Below are 14145 nucleotides of genomic sequence, written 5' to 3'. Positions count from 1 at the left end.
ACGTCGCACATCCGGTTTGCCCCTCGCGAACCCGGTGGCGGCGTTTTTGCGTTTTGGCCCCAGCGCTTGGGGCCGGTGGGGCGGCCTTCGCCGGCAGCTCCATCACCAGGCCTTCTTATAAGACTCCCAACCGTTGAGGTGCGTGATGAAATCAAGCTTCTGGAAATCCGGGCACACCCCGACCCTGTTTGCCGCGTTCCTGTATTTCGATTTGAGCTTCATGGTCTGGTATTTGTTGGGCCCGCTGGCGATCCAGATTGCCGCCGACCTGCACCTGACCACGCAACAACGCGGCCTGATGGTCGCGACACCGATCCTCGCCGGTGCGGTGCTGCGCTTTTTGATGGGCATGCTGGCCGACAAACTGTCGCCCAAGACCGCCGGGCTGATCGGCCAGGTGATCGTGATCGCGGCGTTGTTCGGCGCCTGGAAACTCGGGATTCACAGCTACGAACAAGCCTTGCTGCTGGGGGTATTCCTCGGCATGGCCGGTGCGTCGTTTGCGGTCGCCTTGCCACTGGCGTCCCAGTGGTACCCCGCTGAACACCAGGGCAAAGCCATGGGCATCGCCGGCGCGGGCAACTCCGGCACCGTGTTTGCGGCGTTGCTGGCGCCGGTGCTGGCCGCCGCGTTTGGTTGGAGCAACGTGTTCGGCTTTGCCCTGATCCCCTTGATCCTGACCCTGATCGTCTTCGCCTGGCTCGCGCGCAACGCCCCGGAACGGCCAAAAGCCAAAGCCATGGCCGACTACTTCAAGGCCCTGGGCGACCGCGACAGTTGGTGGTTCATGTTCTTCTACAGCGTGACCTTCGGCGGCTTTATCGGCCTGGCCAGCGCCCTGCCCGGCTATTTCAATGACCAGTACGGCCTGAGCCCGGTGACGGCCGGCTACTACACCGCTGCCTGTGTGTTTGGCGGCAGCCTGATGCGCCCATTGGGCGGCGCCTTGGCTGATCGTTTCGGCGGGATTCGTACCCTGCTCGGCATGTACGGCGTGGCGGCGGTCTGTATTGCCGCGGTGGGCTTCAACCTGCCGAGTTCCTACGCGGCTCTGGCGCTTTTCGTCTGCACCATGCTCGGCCTCGGCGCAGGCAATGGCGCCGTGTTCCAGTTGGTGCCGCAACGTTTCCGCCGTGAGATAGGTGTGATGACGGGCTTGATCGGCATGGCCGGTGGTATCGGCGGCTTTGCCCTCGCGGCGGGAATGGGCGCGATCAAACAGAGCACCGGCAGCTATCAATTGGCCCTGTGGCTGTTCGCCAGCCTCGGCGTGCTGGCCTGGTTCGGCCTGCACGGCGTGAAACGGCGCTGGCGCACCACCTGGGGCTCGGCCGCCGTGACGGCCGCGCGCGTCTGATGAGCCTGCGACTGAGCATCGCCCAGGCCAGCGCCATCGGCCCACGGCCGGAAAACCAGGACGCGCTGCGGGTGGTCACGCCCGTGGCCGAACTGGCCGCGAGCAAAGGCTACCTGTGCGCGCTGGCCGACGGCGTGAGCCAATGCGCCGACGGCGGCCTGGCCGCCCGTTCGACCTTGCAGGCGCTGGCCCTCGACTACTACGCCACGCCGCAGACCTGGGGCGTGGCCCAGGCGCTGGAGCGCTTGCTGCTCGCGCAGAATCGCTGGCTGCAAGCCAATGGCGGCGGCCAGCCACTGCTGACCACCCTCAGCGCCCTGGTGTTTCGCGGCCAGCGCTTCACCCTGGCCCATGTCGGCGATTGCCGGGTGTATCGCTGGCTGGAGGGCGAGTTGCAGCGCATCAGCGAAGAGCATGTGTGGGAACAACCGGGCATGCAGCATGTGCTCAAGCGCGCCCTCGGCCTGGATCAACACCTGGTGCTGGATTTTCTCGATGGCGAACTGCGTGAAGGCGAGTGCTTCCTGCTGGTGAGCGACGGTGTGTGGGCCACCTTGGGCGACAACAGCATCAACACGATCCTGCGTGAGCAAAGCGACCTCGACGTGGCGGTCAACACCTTAGTCAACGCCGCGCACCTGGCCGGCAGCCAGGACAACGCCAGCGCCTTGCTGGTGCGTATCGACACACTCGGCGCCGCGACCCTCGGCGATGCACTGGTGCAGTTGCAGCAGTGGCCGCTGCCGCCGCGATTAAAAGCCGGACAACACTTCGAAGGCTGGCAAGTGGAAAGCCTGCTGGCCCAGAGCCAACAGTCACTGTTGTACCGGGTGCGCGATGCCCAACAGCAACGTTGGCTGCTGAAAACCCTGCCGCTCAACCGTGACGACGACAACGATGCGGGCCAGGCCTTGCTGTCGGAGGAATGGTTTTTGCGTCGCGTCGCCGGGCGTGCGTTTCCTGAAGTCCATGCCGCTAGCGCGCGACAGCATTTGTACTACGTGATGCGTGAATATTCTGGGCAAACCCTGGCGCAGTTGTTCCAGCAACAAGGCCCATTACCCCTGGCGCAATGGCTGTCCATCGCCGAGCGATTGGTGCGGGCGGTGGGCATGCTGCATCGACGGCAGATCCTGCATCGCGACATAAAACCGGAGAACCTGTTGCTGGCAGACGACGGCGAACTGCGCGTACTGGACTTCGGCCTAGCCTACTGCCCAGGGCTCTCGGAAGACCGCGCCCACTTGCTGCCCGGCACCCCGAGTTTTATCGCCCCCGAGGCCTTTGCTGGCGAGCATCCTACGGCTCAACAGGATTTATACAGCGTTGGTGTGACGCTGTATTACCTGCTGACCGGGCATTACCCCTACGGTGAGATCGAAGCCTTTCAACGGCCGCGCTTCACCCAGGCCGTCAGCGCCAGCCGCTACCGTCCCGACCTGCCCGAGTGGCTGCCCCTCAGCCTGGAGCGGGCAGTCGCCGCTCAACCCACACAACGTTACGAAACGGCCGAGGAGTGGCTGCGGGCCCTGGAGCAGGCCGACCGCCGCGAATTGAGCGTGCGCCCCAGACCGCTGCTGGAGCGTGAACCGCTCAAGGTCTGGCAAACCCTGGCGGCCGTGTCTTTGCTGCTCAATCTGGTGCTGCTGTACTGGCTGTTGCACCACTAGAGGGCGAAACAACCTCGCCAGATCCGGCGCGAACCCAATAAAACCGGCGGCTGGCCAACTTGGCACAAGCGCTGCATTAGCTTCCCCAACACCATACATATAGCCGCCCCTTCAACGACGAAGGGCCGTGCTTCCCGAGAGAACGGGACCAGGACAAAGGCGTCCTCGCTAGCTAACTAGCGGGGACGCCTTTTTTGTTTGCGCGCGATTTGTCGAGCCATTGCGGAGAACGACATGAAAAAACTCAAATTGGTGATGATCGGCAACGGCATGGCCGGGGTTCGCACCCTTGAAGAATTACTCAAGTTGAGCAGCGACCTGTACGACATCACCGTGTTCGGCGCCGAGCCCTACACCAACTACAACCGGATCCTACTGTCGCCAGTGCTGGCCGGAGAACAGACCTTCGATGAGATCGTGCTCAACGACCTCAGCTGGTACCTGGACAACCACATCAAGCTGCTGCTCAACCGCAAAGTGGTGCAGATCGACCGCGTCAAACGCGTGGTTATCGCCGAAGACGGCAGCGAAGCCGAATACGATCGCCTGCTGATCGCCACCGGCTCCACGCCGTTTATCCTGCCGATCCCCGGCAATACTTTGCAGGGCGTGATCGGCTACCGCGACATCGCCGACACCCAAGTCATGATCGACACCGCCAAGACCCACAAGCATGCGGTGGTGATCGGCGGTGGCCTGCTCGGCCTGGAAGCCGCCAACGGCCTGATGTTGCGCGGCATGCACGTGACCGTGGTGCATATCGGCGAGTGGCTACTGGAGCGGCAACTGGACAAGACCAGCGGCCAATTGCTGCAAACCGAGCTGGAAAGCCGTGGCCTGGTGTTTCGCCTGTGTGAACAAACCCAGGCGCTGCACGATGCCGGCAATGGCCGCGTCGGCTCGGTGCAATTCAAGAACGGCGACATCATCCCCGCCGACCTGGTGGTGATGGCCGCCGGTATCCGGCCCAACACCGAACTCGCGGAAAAATCCGGCATCCCCTGTAACCGTGGGATTCTGGTCAACGACACCCTGCAAACCTACGACCCGCGCATCTATGCGATCGGCGAATGCGCCAGCCATCGCGGGATCGCCTACGGCTTGGTGGCGCCGCTGTTCGAACAGGCCAAGGTCTGCGCCAATCACCTGGCCCAGCTGGGTTTTGCCACCTACAAGGGCTCGGTAACCTCGACCAAGTTGAAGGTCACCGGTATCGATCTGTTTTCTGCCGGCGATTTCATGGGCGGCGAAGGCACCGAGACCATCACGCTCTCCGACCCGATTGGCGGCGTGTACAAGAAGCTGGTGATCAAGGACGACATCCTGGTCGGCGCCTGCCTGTACGGCGACACCGCCGACGGTGGTTGGTACTTCCGCCAGATCCGTGAGAACCATGCCATTGGCGAGATCCGCGACCACCTGATGTTCGGCGAAAACGCCCTGGGTGACGTAGGCCATCAAGGCCAGGACAAGGCCATGAGCATGGCCGACAACGCCGAGGTCTGCGGCTGCAATGGTGTGTGCAAGGGCACCATCGTCAAGGCGATTCAGGAACAGGGGTTGTTTAGTGTCGATGAGGTGAAAAAGCACACCAAGGCGGCCAGCTCTTGCGGCTCTTGCGCTGGCTTGGTGGAGCAGATCCTGATCAACACCGTCGGCGGCGCGGCTGACGTCAAACCGAAAAGCGAAAAAGCCATCTGCGGTTGCAGCGACCTCAACCACGGGCAAATCCGCCAGGCCATCCGCGACCAGCACCTGCTGACCATCGCCGGCACCATGAGCTACCTCAACTGGCGCACACCCAACGGCTGCGCCACCTGCCGCCCGGCGCTGAACTACTACCTGATTTCCACCTGGCCCGGCGAAGCCAAGGACGACCCGCAATCGCGCCTGATCAACGAACGGGCCCACGCCAACATTCAAAAAGACGGCACCTACTCCGTAGTCCCACGGATGTGGGGCGGTGTGACCAATCCCTCAGAACTGCGCCGCATCGCCGACGTGGCTGACAAGTACAACGTGCCCATGGTCAAGGTCACCGGCGGTCAGCGCATCGACTTGCTGGGGATCAAGAAACAGGACTTGCCAGGGGTGTGGAAAGACCTCGACATGCCGTCCGGCCACGCCTACGGCAAATCCATCCGCACCGTTAAAACCTGCGTGGGCAGCGAGTTCTGCCGATTCGGCACGCAGAATTCCACGCAGTTGGGCATCGAGCTGGAGCATGACCTGTTCAATATGTGGTCGCCGCACAAGGTCAAGTTGGCGGTGTCCGGTTGCCCACGCAATTGCTCGGAAGCCGGGATCAAGGACGTGGGAATCATCGGCGTCGACTCCGGCTGGGAGATGTACATCGGCGGCAATGGCGGGATCAAGACCGAAGTCGCGGAGTTCTTCGTCAAGCTGAAAACCGCCGAAGAAGTACGCGAATACAACGGCGCCTTCCTACAGCTATACCGCGAAGAAGCCTTCTACCTTGAGCGCACCGTGCACTACCTGCAACGGGTCGGCATGGAGCACATCAAGAAAGCCGTACTGGAAGACCCCGCCCGCCGCCAGGCCCTCAACGAGCGCCTGCAATTCTCCCTGTCGTTCGAACAAGACCCGTGGAAAGAGCGCCTGGAACAACCGCTGCTGAAAAAGGAATTTGATGTCATCCCCGTCCAACAGCTGGAGGTGCCGGCATGAACTGGCTGAATATCTGCGCCCTCGACGAGATCAACGTACTGGGCTCGCGCATCATCCAGGGCCCCAAGGGCGACATCGCGATTTTTCGTACCAGTGACGACGAAGTCTTCGCCCTCGACGACCGCTGCCCACACAAGGGCGGTCCGTTGTCCCAAGGTCTGATCTACGGCAAGCGCGTGGCCTGCCCGCTGCACAACTGGCAGATCGACCTGGCGTCCGGCGAAGCCCAGGCGCCGGATATCGGTTGCGCCCACCATCACCCGGCCCGCGTGGAAAACGGCCGGGTGCTGCTGGCCCTGCGGGACGCCGTGTGATGAACCGCCAGACCACCGCGTCCACCTGCTGCTATTGCGGCGTGGGTTGCGGCGTGCTGATCGAGCATGACGGTGCGCAGATCCTCGGGGTGACGGGCGACCCGCACCACCCGGCCAACTTCGGCAAATTGTGCAGCAAGGGTTCCAGCCTGCACCTGACCGGCGACCTGTCCGCCCGCGCCCTGTACCCGGAGCTGCGCCTGGGCAAAGGCATGGCCCGCGCGCGCAGCGACTGGGACACGGCCCTGGATCACGCGGCAAACGTGTTCGCCGACACCATCGCCGAACACGGCCCAGACAGCGTGGCCTTCTACATCTCCGGGCAACTGCTGACCGAGGACTACTACAGTTTCAACAAGCTCGCCCGGGCATTGGTGGGCACCAACAATATCGACAGCAACTCACGGCTGTGCATGTCCTCGGCGGTGGTCGGCTACAAACGCAGCCTGGGGGCCGATGCGCCACCGTGCAGCTATGAAGACCTGGAGAACAGTGACTGCGTGATGATCGTCGGCAGCAATATGGCCTACGCCCATCCGGTACTGTTCCGACGCTTGGAGGAAGCCAAGGCGCGCCGCCCGCAGATGAAAGTGCTGGTGATCGATCCACGGCGTACAGACACCTGCGATCTGGCTGACCTGCACCTGGCGATTTTGCCGGGCACCGATGTGGCGTTGTTCCATGGCATTTTGCATCTGCTGCTGTGGGAAGACTGGATCGACCGCGGGTTTATCCAGGCCCACACCGAAGGCTTGGCCGAGCTGAAACGCCTGGTGCATGACTACACGCCGCAGATGGTCTCGCAGCTGTGTGGGATCAGCGTCGAGCAACTGCGCCTATGCGCTGAGTGGGTGGGCACCTCCAGCAGTTTCCTGTCGTTGTGGTGCATGGGCCTTAACCAGTCCACCGCCGGCAGCGCGAAAAACAGCGCGCTGATCAACCTGCACCTGGCCACCGGGACGATTGGACGGCCGGGTTGTGGCCCGTTTTCCCTGACGGGGCAGCCGAATGCCATGGGCGGGCGCGAAACGGGTAGCTTGTCGAACCTGCTGCCGGGGCATCGTGAGGCGGCGAATCCTGAGCATCGCGCAGAGGTCGCGGCGTATTGGGGCGTGGCGTCGTTGCCCGCCACCGTTGGGTTGAGCGCTGTCGAACTGTTCGAGCAGATGCAGGCTGGCAAGATCAAGGCGGTGTGGATTGCCTGCACCAACCCGGCCCAATCGCTGCCGGACCAGAACACCGTGCGCGCGGCCTTGGCAACCTGCCCTTTTGTGGTGTTGCAGGAAGCCTTTCACACCACTGAAACGGCGGCCTATGCCGACCTGTTGCTGCCCGCCGCCAGTTGGGGGGAGAAAGAAGGCACGGTGACCAACTCCGAACGGCGTATTTCCCACGTCCGCCGCGCCATCGCCCCACTGGGAGAAGCACGGCCGGATTGGGCAATTACCGTGGATTTCGCACAGCGCCTGGAGCATCGTTTACGCCCGGGGCGTGAGAGCCTGTTTGCCTTCGAGCAGCCAGCGCAGATTTTTGATGAATACAAACGGCTGACCCGCGGGCGCGATCTCGACCTGTCGGGCATCAGCCACGCCTTGCTCGACAGCATCGGCCCACAGCAATGGCCGTTTCCTGCCGGTGCGCAGGCCGGCACCTCACGCTTGTACACCGATGGCCACTTTCCCACCGCCAGTGGGCGCGCGCAGTTTGTCGCCGACCCTTACCGCGCGGCCAAGGAACAGCGCGACGCGCGCTTCCCCTTGACCCTGATCACCGGCCGCCTGCGTGACCAGTGGCATGGCATGAGCCGCACCGGCACCGCCGCGCAGCTGTTCGGCCATGTCAGCGAGGCATTGTTGAGCCTGCATCCAGACGAAATGCGCCGTCATCGCGTGAAAGACGGTGATCTGGTCAACCTGAAAAGCCGTCGCGGCCAAGTGATCGTTGCGGTCAGCGCTGACGACAGCGTGCGCCCTGGCCAGGCGTTTCTGCCGATGCATTGGGGGGATCGCTTTCTCAAAGGCGGCGTGAATGCCCTCACCCAGCCGGCGTTCGATCCGCTGTCGAAACAGCCGGAACTCAAGCACAGCGGTGTGCGCCTGGAGGCAGTGAGCCTGCCGTGGCAGTTGTTCGCCTTGATCGAGGGCGATGTGCAACAACACTTTGCTGCGTTGCGCCCGCTGTGCGAGGAATTTGCCTACGTCAGCCTGAGCCTGGCCGGACGCGAGCGCCCGGCCCTGCTGCTGCGTGCGGCACACAGCGAAGCGCCCGACTTGCAACTGCTGACGCGTATCGACGAATTGCTCGGCCTCAACGACGGCCCGGTGATGGCCTATGACGACCCGCGTCGCTCTATTGGCAAGCGCGTGAAAATCGAGAAAGGCCGGATCACGGCGCTGCGCCTGGCCGGGGAAACCCTGGCGCGCCACTGGCTGCAAAGCCTGTGGTTGGAGGGGCGTACCGACGATCAACTGCGGCGCTGGCTGTTAGCGCCACTCAGCGCACCGCCGGGAGGCGCGGCGGCCAGCAGCAAGGTGCTGTGTAACTGCAAGAACGTCAGCGAGAACGCTGTGTGTGCCGGCATTGCCCGTGGCCTGGAGTTGGATGGGCTCAAGCGGGAGTTGGGTTGCGGCACGCAATGCGGCTCCTGTGTACCGGAAATCAAACGTCTGTTGGCCAGCAATCCGCAGCCAATCGCAATCAGTGTGTGAGGGGAAGAACATGAGCGCAAAAGTCTGGCTGGTGGGTGCAGGGCCCGGCGACCCGGAGTTGCTGACCCTCAAGGCGGTAAGGGCGATGAATGAAGCCGATGTGGTGCTGATTGATGATCTGGTCAACCCGGTGGTGCTGGAACATTGCGCCGGTGCCCGGGTGATTACTGTCGGAAAGCGCGGCGGTTGTCGCTCGACGCCGCAGGATTTTATCCACCGCCTGATGCTGCGTTATGCACGCCAGGGCAAGTGCGTGGTGCGACTCAAGGGCGGCGACCCGTGCATTTTCGGTCGGGGTGGCGAAGAGGCGATGTGGCTGCGTGAGCGTGGGGTCGAGGTGGAGTTGGTCAACGGCATCACCGCCGGCCTGGCGGGGGCGACGAATTGCTCGGTGCCCCTCACGTTGCGCGGTGTCAGCCGGGGCGTGACGCTGGTGACGGCGCATACCCAGGACGACAGCAGCCTCAATTGGCGGGCGCTGGCCGAGGGCGGGACGACGTTGGTGGTGTATATGGGCGTGGCGAAGCTGGAGGAGATTCGTCAGCAATTGCTGGAGGGCGGCATGGCGGCGGATATGCCGGTGGCGATGATCGAAAATGCCTCGTTGCCCCAGCAGCGCGAGTGTCGCAGCACGCTGTTGCGGATGCACGAAGACGCCCAAGACTTTGCCTTGAAAAGCCCGGCCATCCTGGTGATTGGCCAGGTTGCGGCCAGCGGGCAAGCGGCCTATGTGGCGGCAGCGGTCAGCGCCTGAGGCAAATTGCAGGCGAAAAAAAGCCCGGCCTAAGCCGGGCTTTTTTCTACCACTCAGCTAATTACTTAGCTTGAGTTTCAACCGCTGCTTCTACGCGACGGTTAACAGCACGACCAGCTTCAGTTGCGTTATCAGCAACTGGGCGGGATTCGCCGTAACCTACGGAAGTGATACGGCTAGGAGCAACGCCGTCTTTAACCAGGACTTGCTTAACAGCGTCAGCACGACGCTGGGACAGCTTCTGGTTGTAAGCGTCTGGACCTACGGAGTCAGTGTGACCAGCCACTTCTACGCGAGTGTCTGGGTACTGAGCCATGAAGTCGGCCAGGTTTTTCACGTCGCTGTAGCTGTTAGGCTTAACAACGGATTTGTCGAAGTCGAACTTAACGTCCAGCTCAACACGAACAACCTGAGCAACCGGAGCTTCTGGCTCTGGAGTTGGCTCTGGAGCTGGTGCTGGGGTAGGAGCTGGAGCAGCTGCGCCAGCGTTACCGCCGAAGTTTACGCCCAGGCCAACCAGTGCGGAGTAATCCCACTTGCCGTTGTCCAGACCGTAGTCAGCTTCAACACCGGCACGAGCGTACAGGTTGTTGGTGAAGTAGTACTTCACGCCAGTACCGACGGTAGCGAAAGTAGTTTGATCGCGACCGCTGTGGCCGTCAGCTTTGACGTTGCCACGGCTCTGGTGGCCGAAACCGCCTTCAACGTATGGACGCAGGCTGTCTACGCCAGCTTGACCGAAGTGATACTGGGCAACCAGGCTGCCGGTATCGCCTTTGATCTTCTGGTTACCAGTACCGTCGTTCGAACGGGTGTGGTTGGTTTTGTCGTAGGACAGGTTCAAGGACAGGTCGTCGGTCAGGAAGTAACCGATGCGAGCGCCAGGATTGAAGCCGTCTTCGATGTGCTTGACGCTATCGTTGTACTGCTTCTTGTAGAACAGCTCGCCTTCAACTGCGCCTTGGCCTTGTGCCAGAACGCCGAAAGAAGTAGCGGCAATAAGAGAACCAATGGCCAAGCCCAAGGTGTTTTTCAGTTTCATCCGTTAAATCCCCATCTGGTGATTGTAAAGCAGTCCCACAAACCGGGGGACAACTCGGCGACAAGTCTAACAGAACTTGCCTACACGTAAGAGATATTTGCCACGCACTAAGTTTCAGTCTCGCCCGCAAATTTCTCACGTAATTTATCTAGAGCACGTTTGTAACGCATTTTTGTAGCACTCAAACCCATGTGCATGATGTCAGCGATTTCCTGAAATTCCAGTTCTGCGACAAATCGTAGCACCAGGATTTCGCGGTCAATCGGGTTCACATACACCAACCAGCGATCGAGTCCAGCCTTGTCCTCGGGTGCCGGCGTCTTTTCTTCAGACGCCTCCTCAAGGGGGTCCAGACTCAAAGCGTCCATCAAGCGACGCTTTCGCCGTTCCTTACGATACTGCGTGATGCACTCGTTGTACGTGATGCTATATAGCCATGTCTTGAACTTCGATTTGCCCTCGAAGTTCTTCAACCCATACAGCACCTTGAGCATCACTTCCTGACAGACATCATCCGCATCTCTATCGTTCCCTAAATACCTTGAACAAACGTTGAACAGAGTGCGTTGATATCTGCGCATCAATTCTTCGTACGCGCGAGTTACGTGAAACAGCTCCGTGTGCGAGCGCGCGACCAACTCCTCATCAGAGAGCTCACGGGGGTCATAGCGCGTGGACAGCGTTTGGGCTTTATTCAAAACAAGTCGTGCCGACAGTCAGGTCAATGTCCGCTACAGCCCGGTCAGCCGGGTTTGCGGCGGCGTACATTAGCAGGGTTTGCCGGGTTAGCGGCTACTGACCTGCTGTTCCAGGAGAATCCGATTGGACAACGACACCAGGTCGCCGTCATCGGTCAGCACCGTCGTCTTGACTGTGCCGATCTCCTCGATTTGCCCTTCGACCTCGCCTACACGCACCTGTTGCCCAACCTGATACAACTCACGCACATAGATTCCCGCAAGAATCTGCCCGGCAATTTCCCGGCTTCCCAAGCCCATGGCCAGCGCAACGGCCAGACCAACGGTAATCAAAACGATCACAATCACGTGGTTGAGCAGGTCAGTCTTGACCTCCAACTGGCTGATCGCGACCGAAATACTTATGATGATCACCAGGCCCTGGGCAATTCGCCCAAGGCCCGCGGCATAGTCCAGCCCCACGCCTTCAGCGGCCCCGCGCACCAGGCCATTGGCCAGTTGCGCCAGTAAAACGCCTACCAGCAGTACCAGCGCGCCACCGAAAACCTTCGGCAAATACAGCGCCAGCATGTCGAGCGTAGCTGAAACTCGCTCAAGGCCAAGGGATTGAGCCGCAGAAACCAGAAAAATCAGCAAAACGAACCAATAGACGATCTTGCCGATCAGCGTGGAGATCGGCACTTGCAGCCCGGCACGACCCAGCAGCTTGGTCAGGCCGGTGCCTGCCATCAAGCGGTCGAGGCCAAGTTTGGCGAGGAGTTTGGACAGCAGGGTGTCGAGCAGCTTGGCCACGACAAAACCCAGCAGCACTAGTACCAGGGCACCAAACAGGTTGGGAATGAAGTTCGCCACCTTGGTCCACAATGCGGTCATCGCGGTGACCAGGCTCTGGGTCCAGAGATCAAGTTCCATATTCAATCAGCCTTATCAGCAGTGCGAGCAAGAGGTTTACGACGGGAAACCGGTGATACGTGGGCCGAACCGTTGTTCAGGGCCATCATCAACGCCGGCACCCAACGCCCGAGCAGGCCGAACAAATCACCCGCCCCTACCTGACGGTTGGCGGTTTTCAACACGCGGCCCAGGCAGGCATCGTCGTCACGGTTGGACGGCGAAGCATTGAGCATGTCACGCAAAGACTGTTCGAACGGATCGTGCATAAAGACCTCTCGCAAGTGTTTTAAAAGACGAGGGTTAAATTCTTGGGGTCACATAGGCCCCTTCCTACGTTCAGGTCATATTCAGGTCAAACCCAGCGCAATCGTCGAAATAGCCACCATTGCCCCAGTGCCACCGACACCATCAACAGGCATGCAATCACAAACCCATAGGGGCTGGCGGAGAACGGAATCCCGCCCACATTGATACCCAGCAAGCCGGTGAGAAAGCTCATCGGCAGGAAGATCCCGGTGATGATGCCAAAACGGTACATCGTGCGATTCATACGCACGCTCAAGCGCCGGTCTTCGGCTTCCAGCACAAGCCCCACGCGCTCCCGGGTCAATTCAAGCTCTTCCAGGTAGCGGGTCAGGCTGTTGTTCAATTCGTTCCAATAGTCGGCATCGTCGTCGCAGAACCACGGCAATTTGATCCGCGTCAGCTGGGCAAAAATATCCCGCTGCGGCGCGAGGAATCGCTTGAGCCCCGCCGCTCGCCGACGGATCTGCAAAACGCTGCCATGCTCCGGGGTATACCGTTCGTCGGTATCGAGTTTTTCTTCCTCGGCATCGACGATTTCGGACAGGTCGGTGACCAGATCCTGCACTTTATTGGTCAAGTACTGCGCCATATAAAGGATAAGTTCTGACGCCGTTTTAGGACCTTTGCCATCCGCCAATTGCACCAACAGCTCATCGGTGGCGCGCAATGGCCGCAAACGCAGGGAAATCACCCGACTGGCCGCCGCAAAGATGCGCACCGAGACCATGTCTTCCGGCTCGGCGCCCGGATTGAGGTTGACCCCGCGCAGGAACAGCAGCAACTCGGCATCCGGCAGCGGCAGCAGGCGCGGGCGGGTGTTTTCCTCCAGCAACAGGTCACAGGCGAATTCGCTCAAGCCACTGGATTTGCGCAGCCAGGTCTGCGTCTGGGGATGACTGCGATCCCAGTGCAGCCACAGGCTTTCCTGGGGCTGCAGTTGCAAGTCGTCGAGCTCAGTCCGGGCAATCGAACGCGCACCGCCTTTACCGTCCAGCACCAGGGCATGCACCAGCCCCCATTGCGCGTTTTCTTCCTCGAACATCCTCACCCCATCGGCTATTGCGGTTTATTCAGGCATTTTCAGCGGGCTTGGCGACACGATCACACCGTTGTTATCGGCATAGATGTATTCACCCGGGCGGAACGTCACGCCGGCAAACGTGACCACCACGTTCAGGTCGCCGATGCCGCGCTTGTCGGTTTTCATCGGGTGGCTAGCCAGCGCCTGCACACCCAAATCGGTCTGCGCGATGACATCGACGTCACGGATGCAACCGTAGATCACCAGCCCTTCCCAACCGTTTTTTGCGGCCTTTTCAGCGATCATGTCACCCAGCAAGGCGCGGCGCAGGGAACCACCACCATCGACCACCAGCACCTTGCCGGAGCCCGGCTGGTCGGCTTGTTCCTTGACCAACGAGTTATCTTCGAAGCACTTGATAGTGACGATCTCACCACCAAAGGAGTCTCGGCCGCCGAAGTTGCTGAACATCGGTTCGACAACCTGTACCAGCTCCGGGTAGGCGTCGCACAGGTCGGGGGTCACGTAATGGTTCATCGAAAAAATTCCTTTCTGTCAAAGAAGTGTCTTTCAAGGAAGTACCGGTAAAGGCGGACAAGGAACATCCCACTCACCTCGCCGTAACGCAATAGCCACTGCGCGACTGAATATGACCAGAAGCGCTCAGCGCGTCATATCTTAGCCGCAACCGTA

At 60.8% G+C, this 14145-nt stretch carries 12 protein-coding genes; 6 read left to right on the top strand and 6 right to left on the bottom strand.

The window, feature by feature from the left end:
- Positions 1-145 precede the first annotated feature (145 nt).
- From ACU688_RS02470 to cobA, 6 genes are all read left to right on the top strand, one after another.
- A complete protein-coding gene (locus tag ACU688_RS02470; protein WP_257781167.1) occupies positions 146-1357 on the top strand; it encodes a nitrate/nitrite transporter in 1212 nt (403 codons plus the stop codon).
- Positions 1357-3027 carry a bifunctional protein-serine/threonine kinase/phosphatase gene (locus tag ACU688_RS02465; RefSeq protein WP_448183528.1) on the top strand — a complete coding sequence of 557 codons (1671 nt, stop codon included), beginning with the start codon at positions 1357-1359 and terminating at the stop codon, positions 3025-3027. Before ACU688_RS02470 ends, ACU688_RS02465 begins: the two co-directional genes overlap by 1 nt.
- A 234-nt stretch (positions 3028-3261) precedes the next feature.
- Entirely contained in the window at positions 3262-5715 is a 2454-nt protein-coding gene (nirB, locus tag ACU688_RS02460) for a nitrite reductase large subunit NirB (protein ID WP_448183527.1), read from the top strand.
- The gene (nirD, locus tag ACU688_RS02455) at positions 5712-6029 is read left to right on the top strand and encodes a nitrite reductase small subunit NirD (protein WP_017739567.1); all 318 of its coding nucleotides are present in this window, start codon (positions 5712-5714) and stop codon (positions 6027-6029) included. The genes nirB and nirD overlap by 4 nt, the downstream gene beginning before the upstream one ends.
- The gene (locus tag ACU688_RS02450; protein WP_448183526.1) at positions 6029-8737 is read left to right on the top strand and encodes a nitrate reductase; all 2709 of its coding nucleotides are present in this window, start codon (positions 6029-6031) and stop codon (positions 8735-8737) included. Before nirD ends, ACU688_RS02450 begins: the two co-directional genes overlap by 1 nt.
- A 10-nt stretch (positions 8738-8747) precedes the next feature.
- Entirely contained in the window at positions 8748-9491 is a 744-nt protein-coding gene (gene cobA / locus ACU688_RS02445; RefSeq protein WP_448183525.1) for a uroporphyrinogen-III C-methyltransferase, read from the top strand.
- A gap of 61 nt (positions 9492-9552) precedes the next feature.
- Here cobA and ACU688_RS02440 read toward each other — a convergent pair whose 3' ends face one another.
- The 6 genes from ACU688_RS02440 to rraA form a co-directional block, all read right to left on the bottom strand.
- Positions 9553-10533, bottom strand: a complete 981-nt coding sequence (locus tag ACU688_RS02440) for an OmpA family protein (protein ID WP_448183524.1) — start codon at positions 10531-10533, stop codon at positions 9553-9555.
- A gap of 107 nt (positions 10534-10640) precedes the next feature.
- Complete coding sequence (gene sigX, locus ACU688_RS02435) at positions 10641-11231, bottom strand: RNA polymerase sigma factor SigX (protein WP_124526653.1); 591 nt, start codon at positions 11229-11231, stop codon at positions 10641-10643.
- An 87-nt stretch (positions 11232-11318) separates the two neighbouring features.
- Positions 11319-12143 carry a mechanosensitive ion channel family protein gene (locus tag ACU688_RS02430; protein WP_003175519.1) on the bottom strand — a complete coding sequence of 275 codons (825 nt, stop codon included), beginning with the start codon at positions 12141-12143 and terminating at the stop codon, positions 11319-11321.
- 2 nt (positions 12144-12145) lie between these two features.
- The gene (locus ACU688_RS02425) at positions 12146-12391 is read right to left on the bottom strand and encodes a hypothetical protein (protein WP_025854229.1); all 246 of its coding nucleotides are present in this window, start codon (positions 12389-12391) and stop codon (positions 12146-12148) included.
- Positions 12392-12477: 86 nt separating this feature from the next.
- On the bottom strand, positions 12478-13473 hold the full coding sequence (locus ACU688_RS02420) for a zinc transporter ZntB (RefSeq protein ID WP_207041693.1): 996 nt from the start codon (positions 13471-13473) through the stop codon (positions 12478-12480).
- Positions 13474-13497: 24 nt separating this feature from the next.
- Positions 13498-13989: a ribonuclease E activity regulator RraA gene (rraA, locus tag ACU688_RS02415; protein ID WP_448183523.1), complete on the bottom strand. Its 492-nt coding sequence runs from the start codon at positions 13987-13989 to the stop codon at positions 13498-13500.
- Between the last annotated feature and the right edge of the window lie 156 nt (positions 13990-14145).

The sequence above is a fragment of the Pseudomonas acericola (SeqCode) genome, from assembly GCF_053456465.1.
Note: the sequence above shows the minus strand (reverse complement) of the source record. Positions and strands in the feature narration are given on the sequence as shown.

Excerpts from the sequence above, each read along its gene's own strand:
- ACU688_RS02470 (WP_257781167.1), top strand. The coding sequence starts at position 146 with ATGAAATCAAGCTTCTGGAAATCCGGGCACACCCCGACCCTGTTTGCC.
- ACU688_RS02465 (WP_448183528.1), top strand. The coding sequence starts at position 1,357 with ATGAGCCTGCGACTGAGCATCGCCCAGGCCAGCGCCATCGGCCCACGG.
- nirB (WP_448183527.1), top strand. The coding sequence starts at position 3,262 with ATGAAAAAACTCAAATTGGTGATGATCGGCAACGGCATGGCCGGGGTT.
- nirD (WP_017739567.1), top strand. The coding sequence starts at position 5,712 with ATGAACTGGCTGAATATCTGCGCCCTCGACGAGATCAACGTACTGGGC.
- ACU688_RS02450 (WP_448183526.1), top strand. The coding sequence starts at position 6,029 with ATGAACCGCCAGACCACCGCGTCCACCTGCTGCTATTGCGGCGTGGGT.
- cobA (WP_448183525.1), top strand. The coding sequence starts at position 8,748 with ATGAGCGCAAAAGTCTGGCTGGTGGGTGCAGGGCCCGGCGACCCGGAG.
- ACU688_RS02440 (WP_448183524.1), bottom strand. The coding sequence starts at position 10,533 with ATGAAACTGAAAAACACCTTGGGCTTGGCCATTGGTTCTCTTATTGCC.
- ACU688_RS02430 (WP_003175519.1), bottom strand. The coding sequence starts at position 12,143 with ATGGAACTTGATCTCTGGACCCAGAGCCTGGTCACCGCGATGACCGCA.
- ACU688_RS02425 (WP_025854229.1), bottom strand. The coding sequence starts at position 12,391 with ATGCACGATCCGTTCGAACAGTCTTTGCGTGACATGCTCAATGCTTCG.
- ACU688_RS02420 (WP_207041693.1), bottom strand. The coding sequence starts at position 13,473 with ATGTTCGAGGAAGAAAACGCGCAATGGGGGCTGGTGCATGCCCTGGTG.
- rraA (WP_448183523.1), bottom strand. The coding sequence starts at position 13,989 with ATGAACCATTACGTGACCCCCGACCTGTGCGACGCCTACCCGGAGCTG.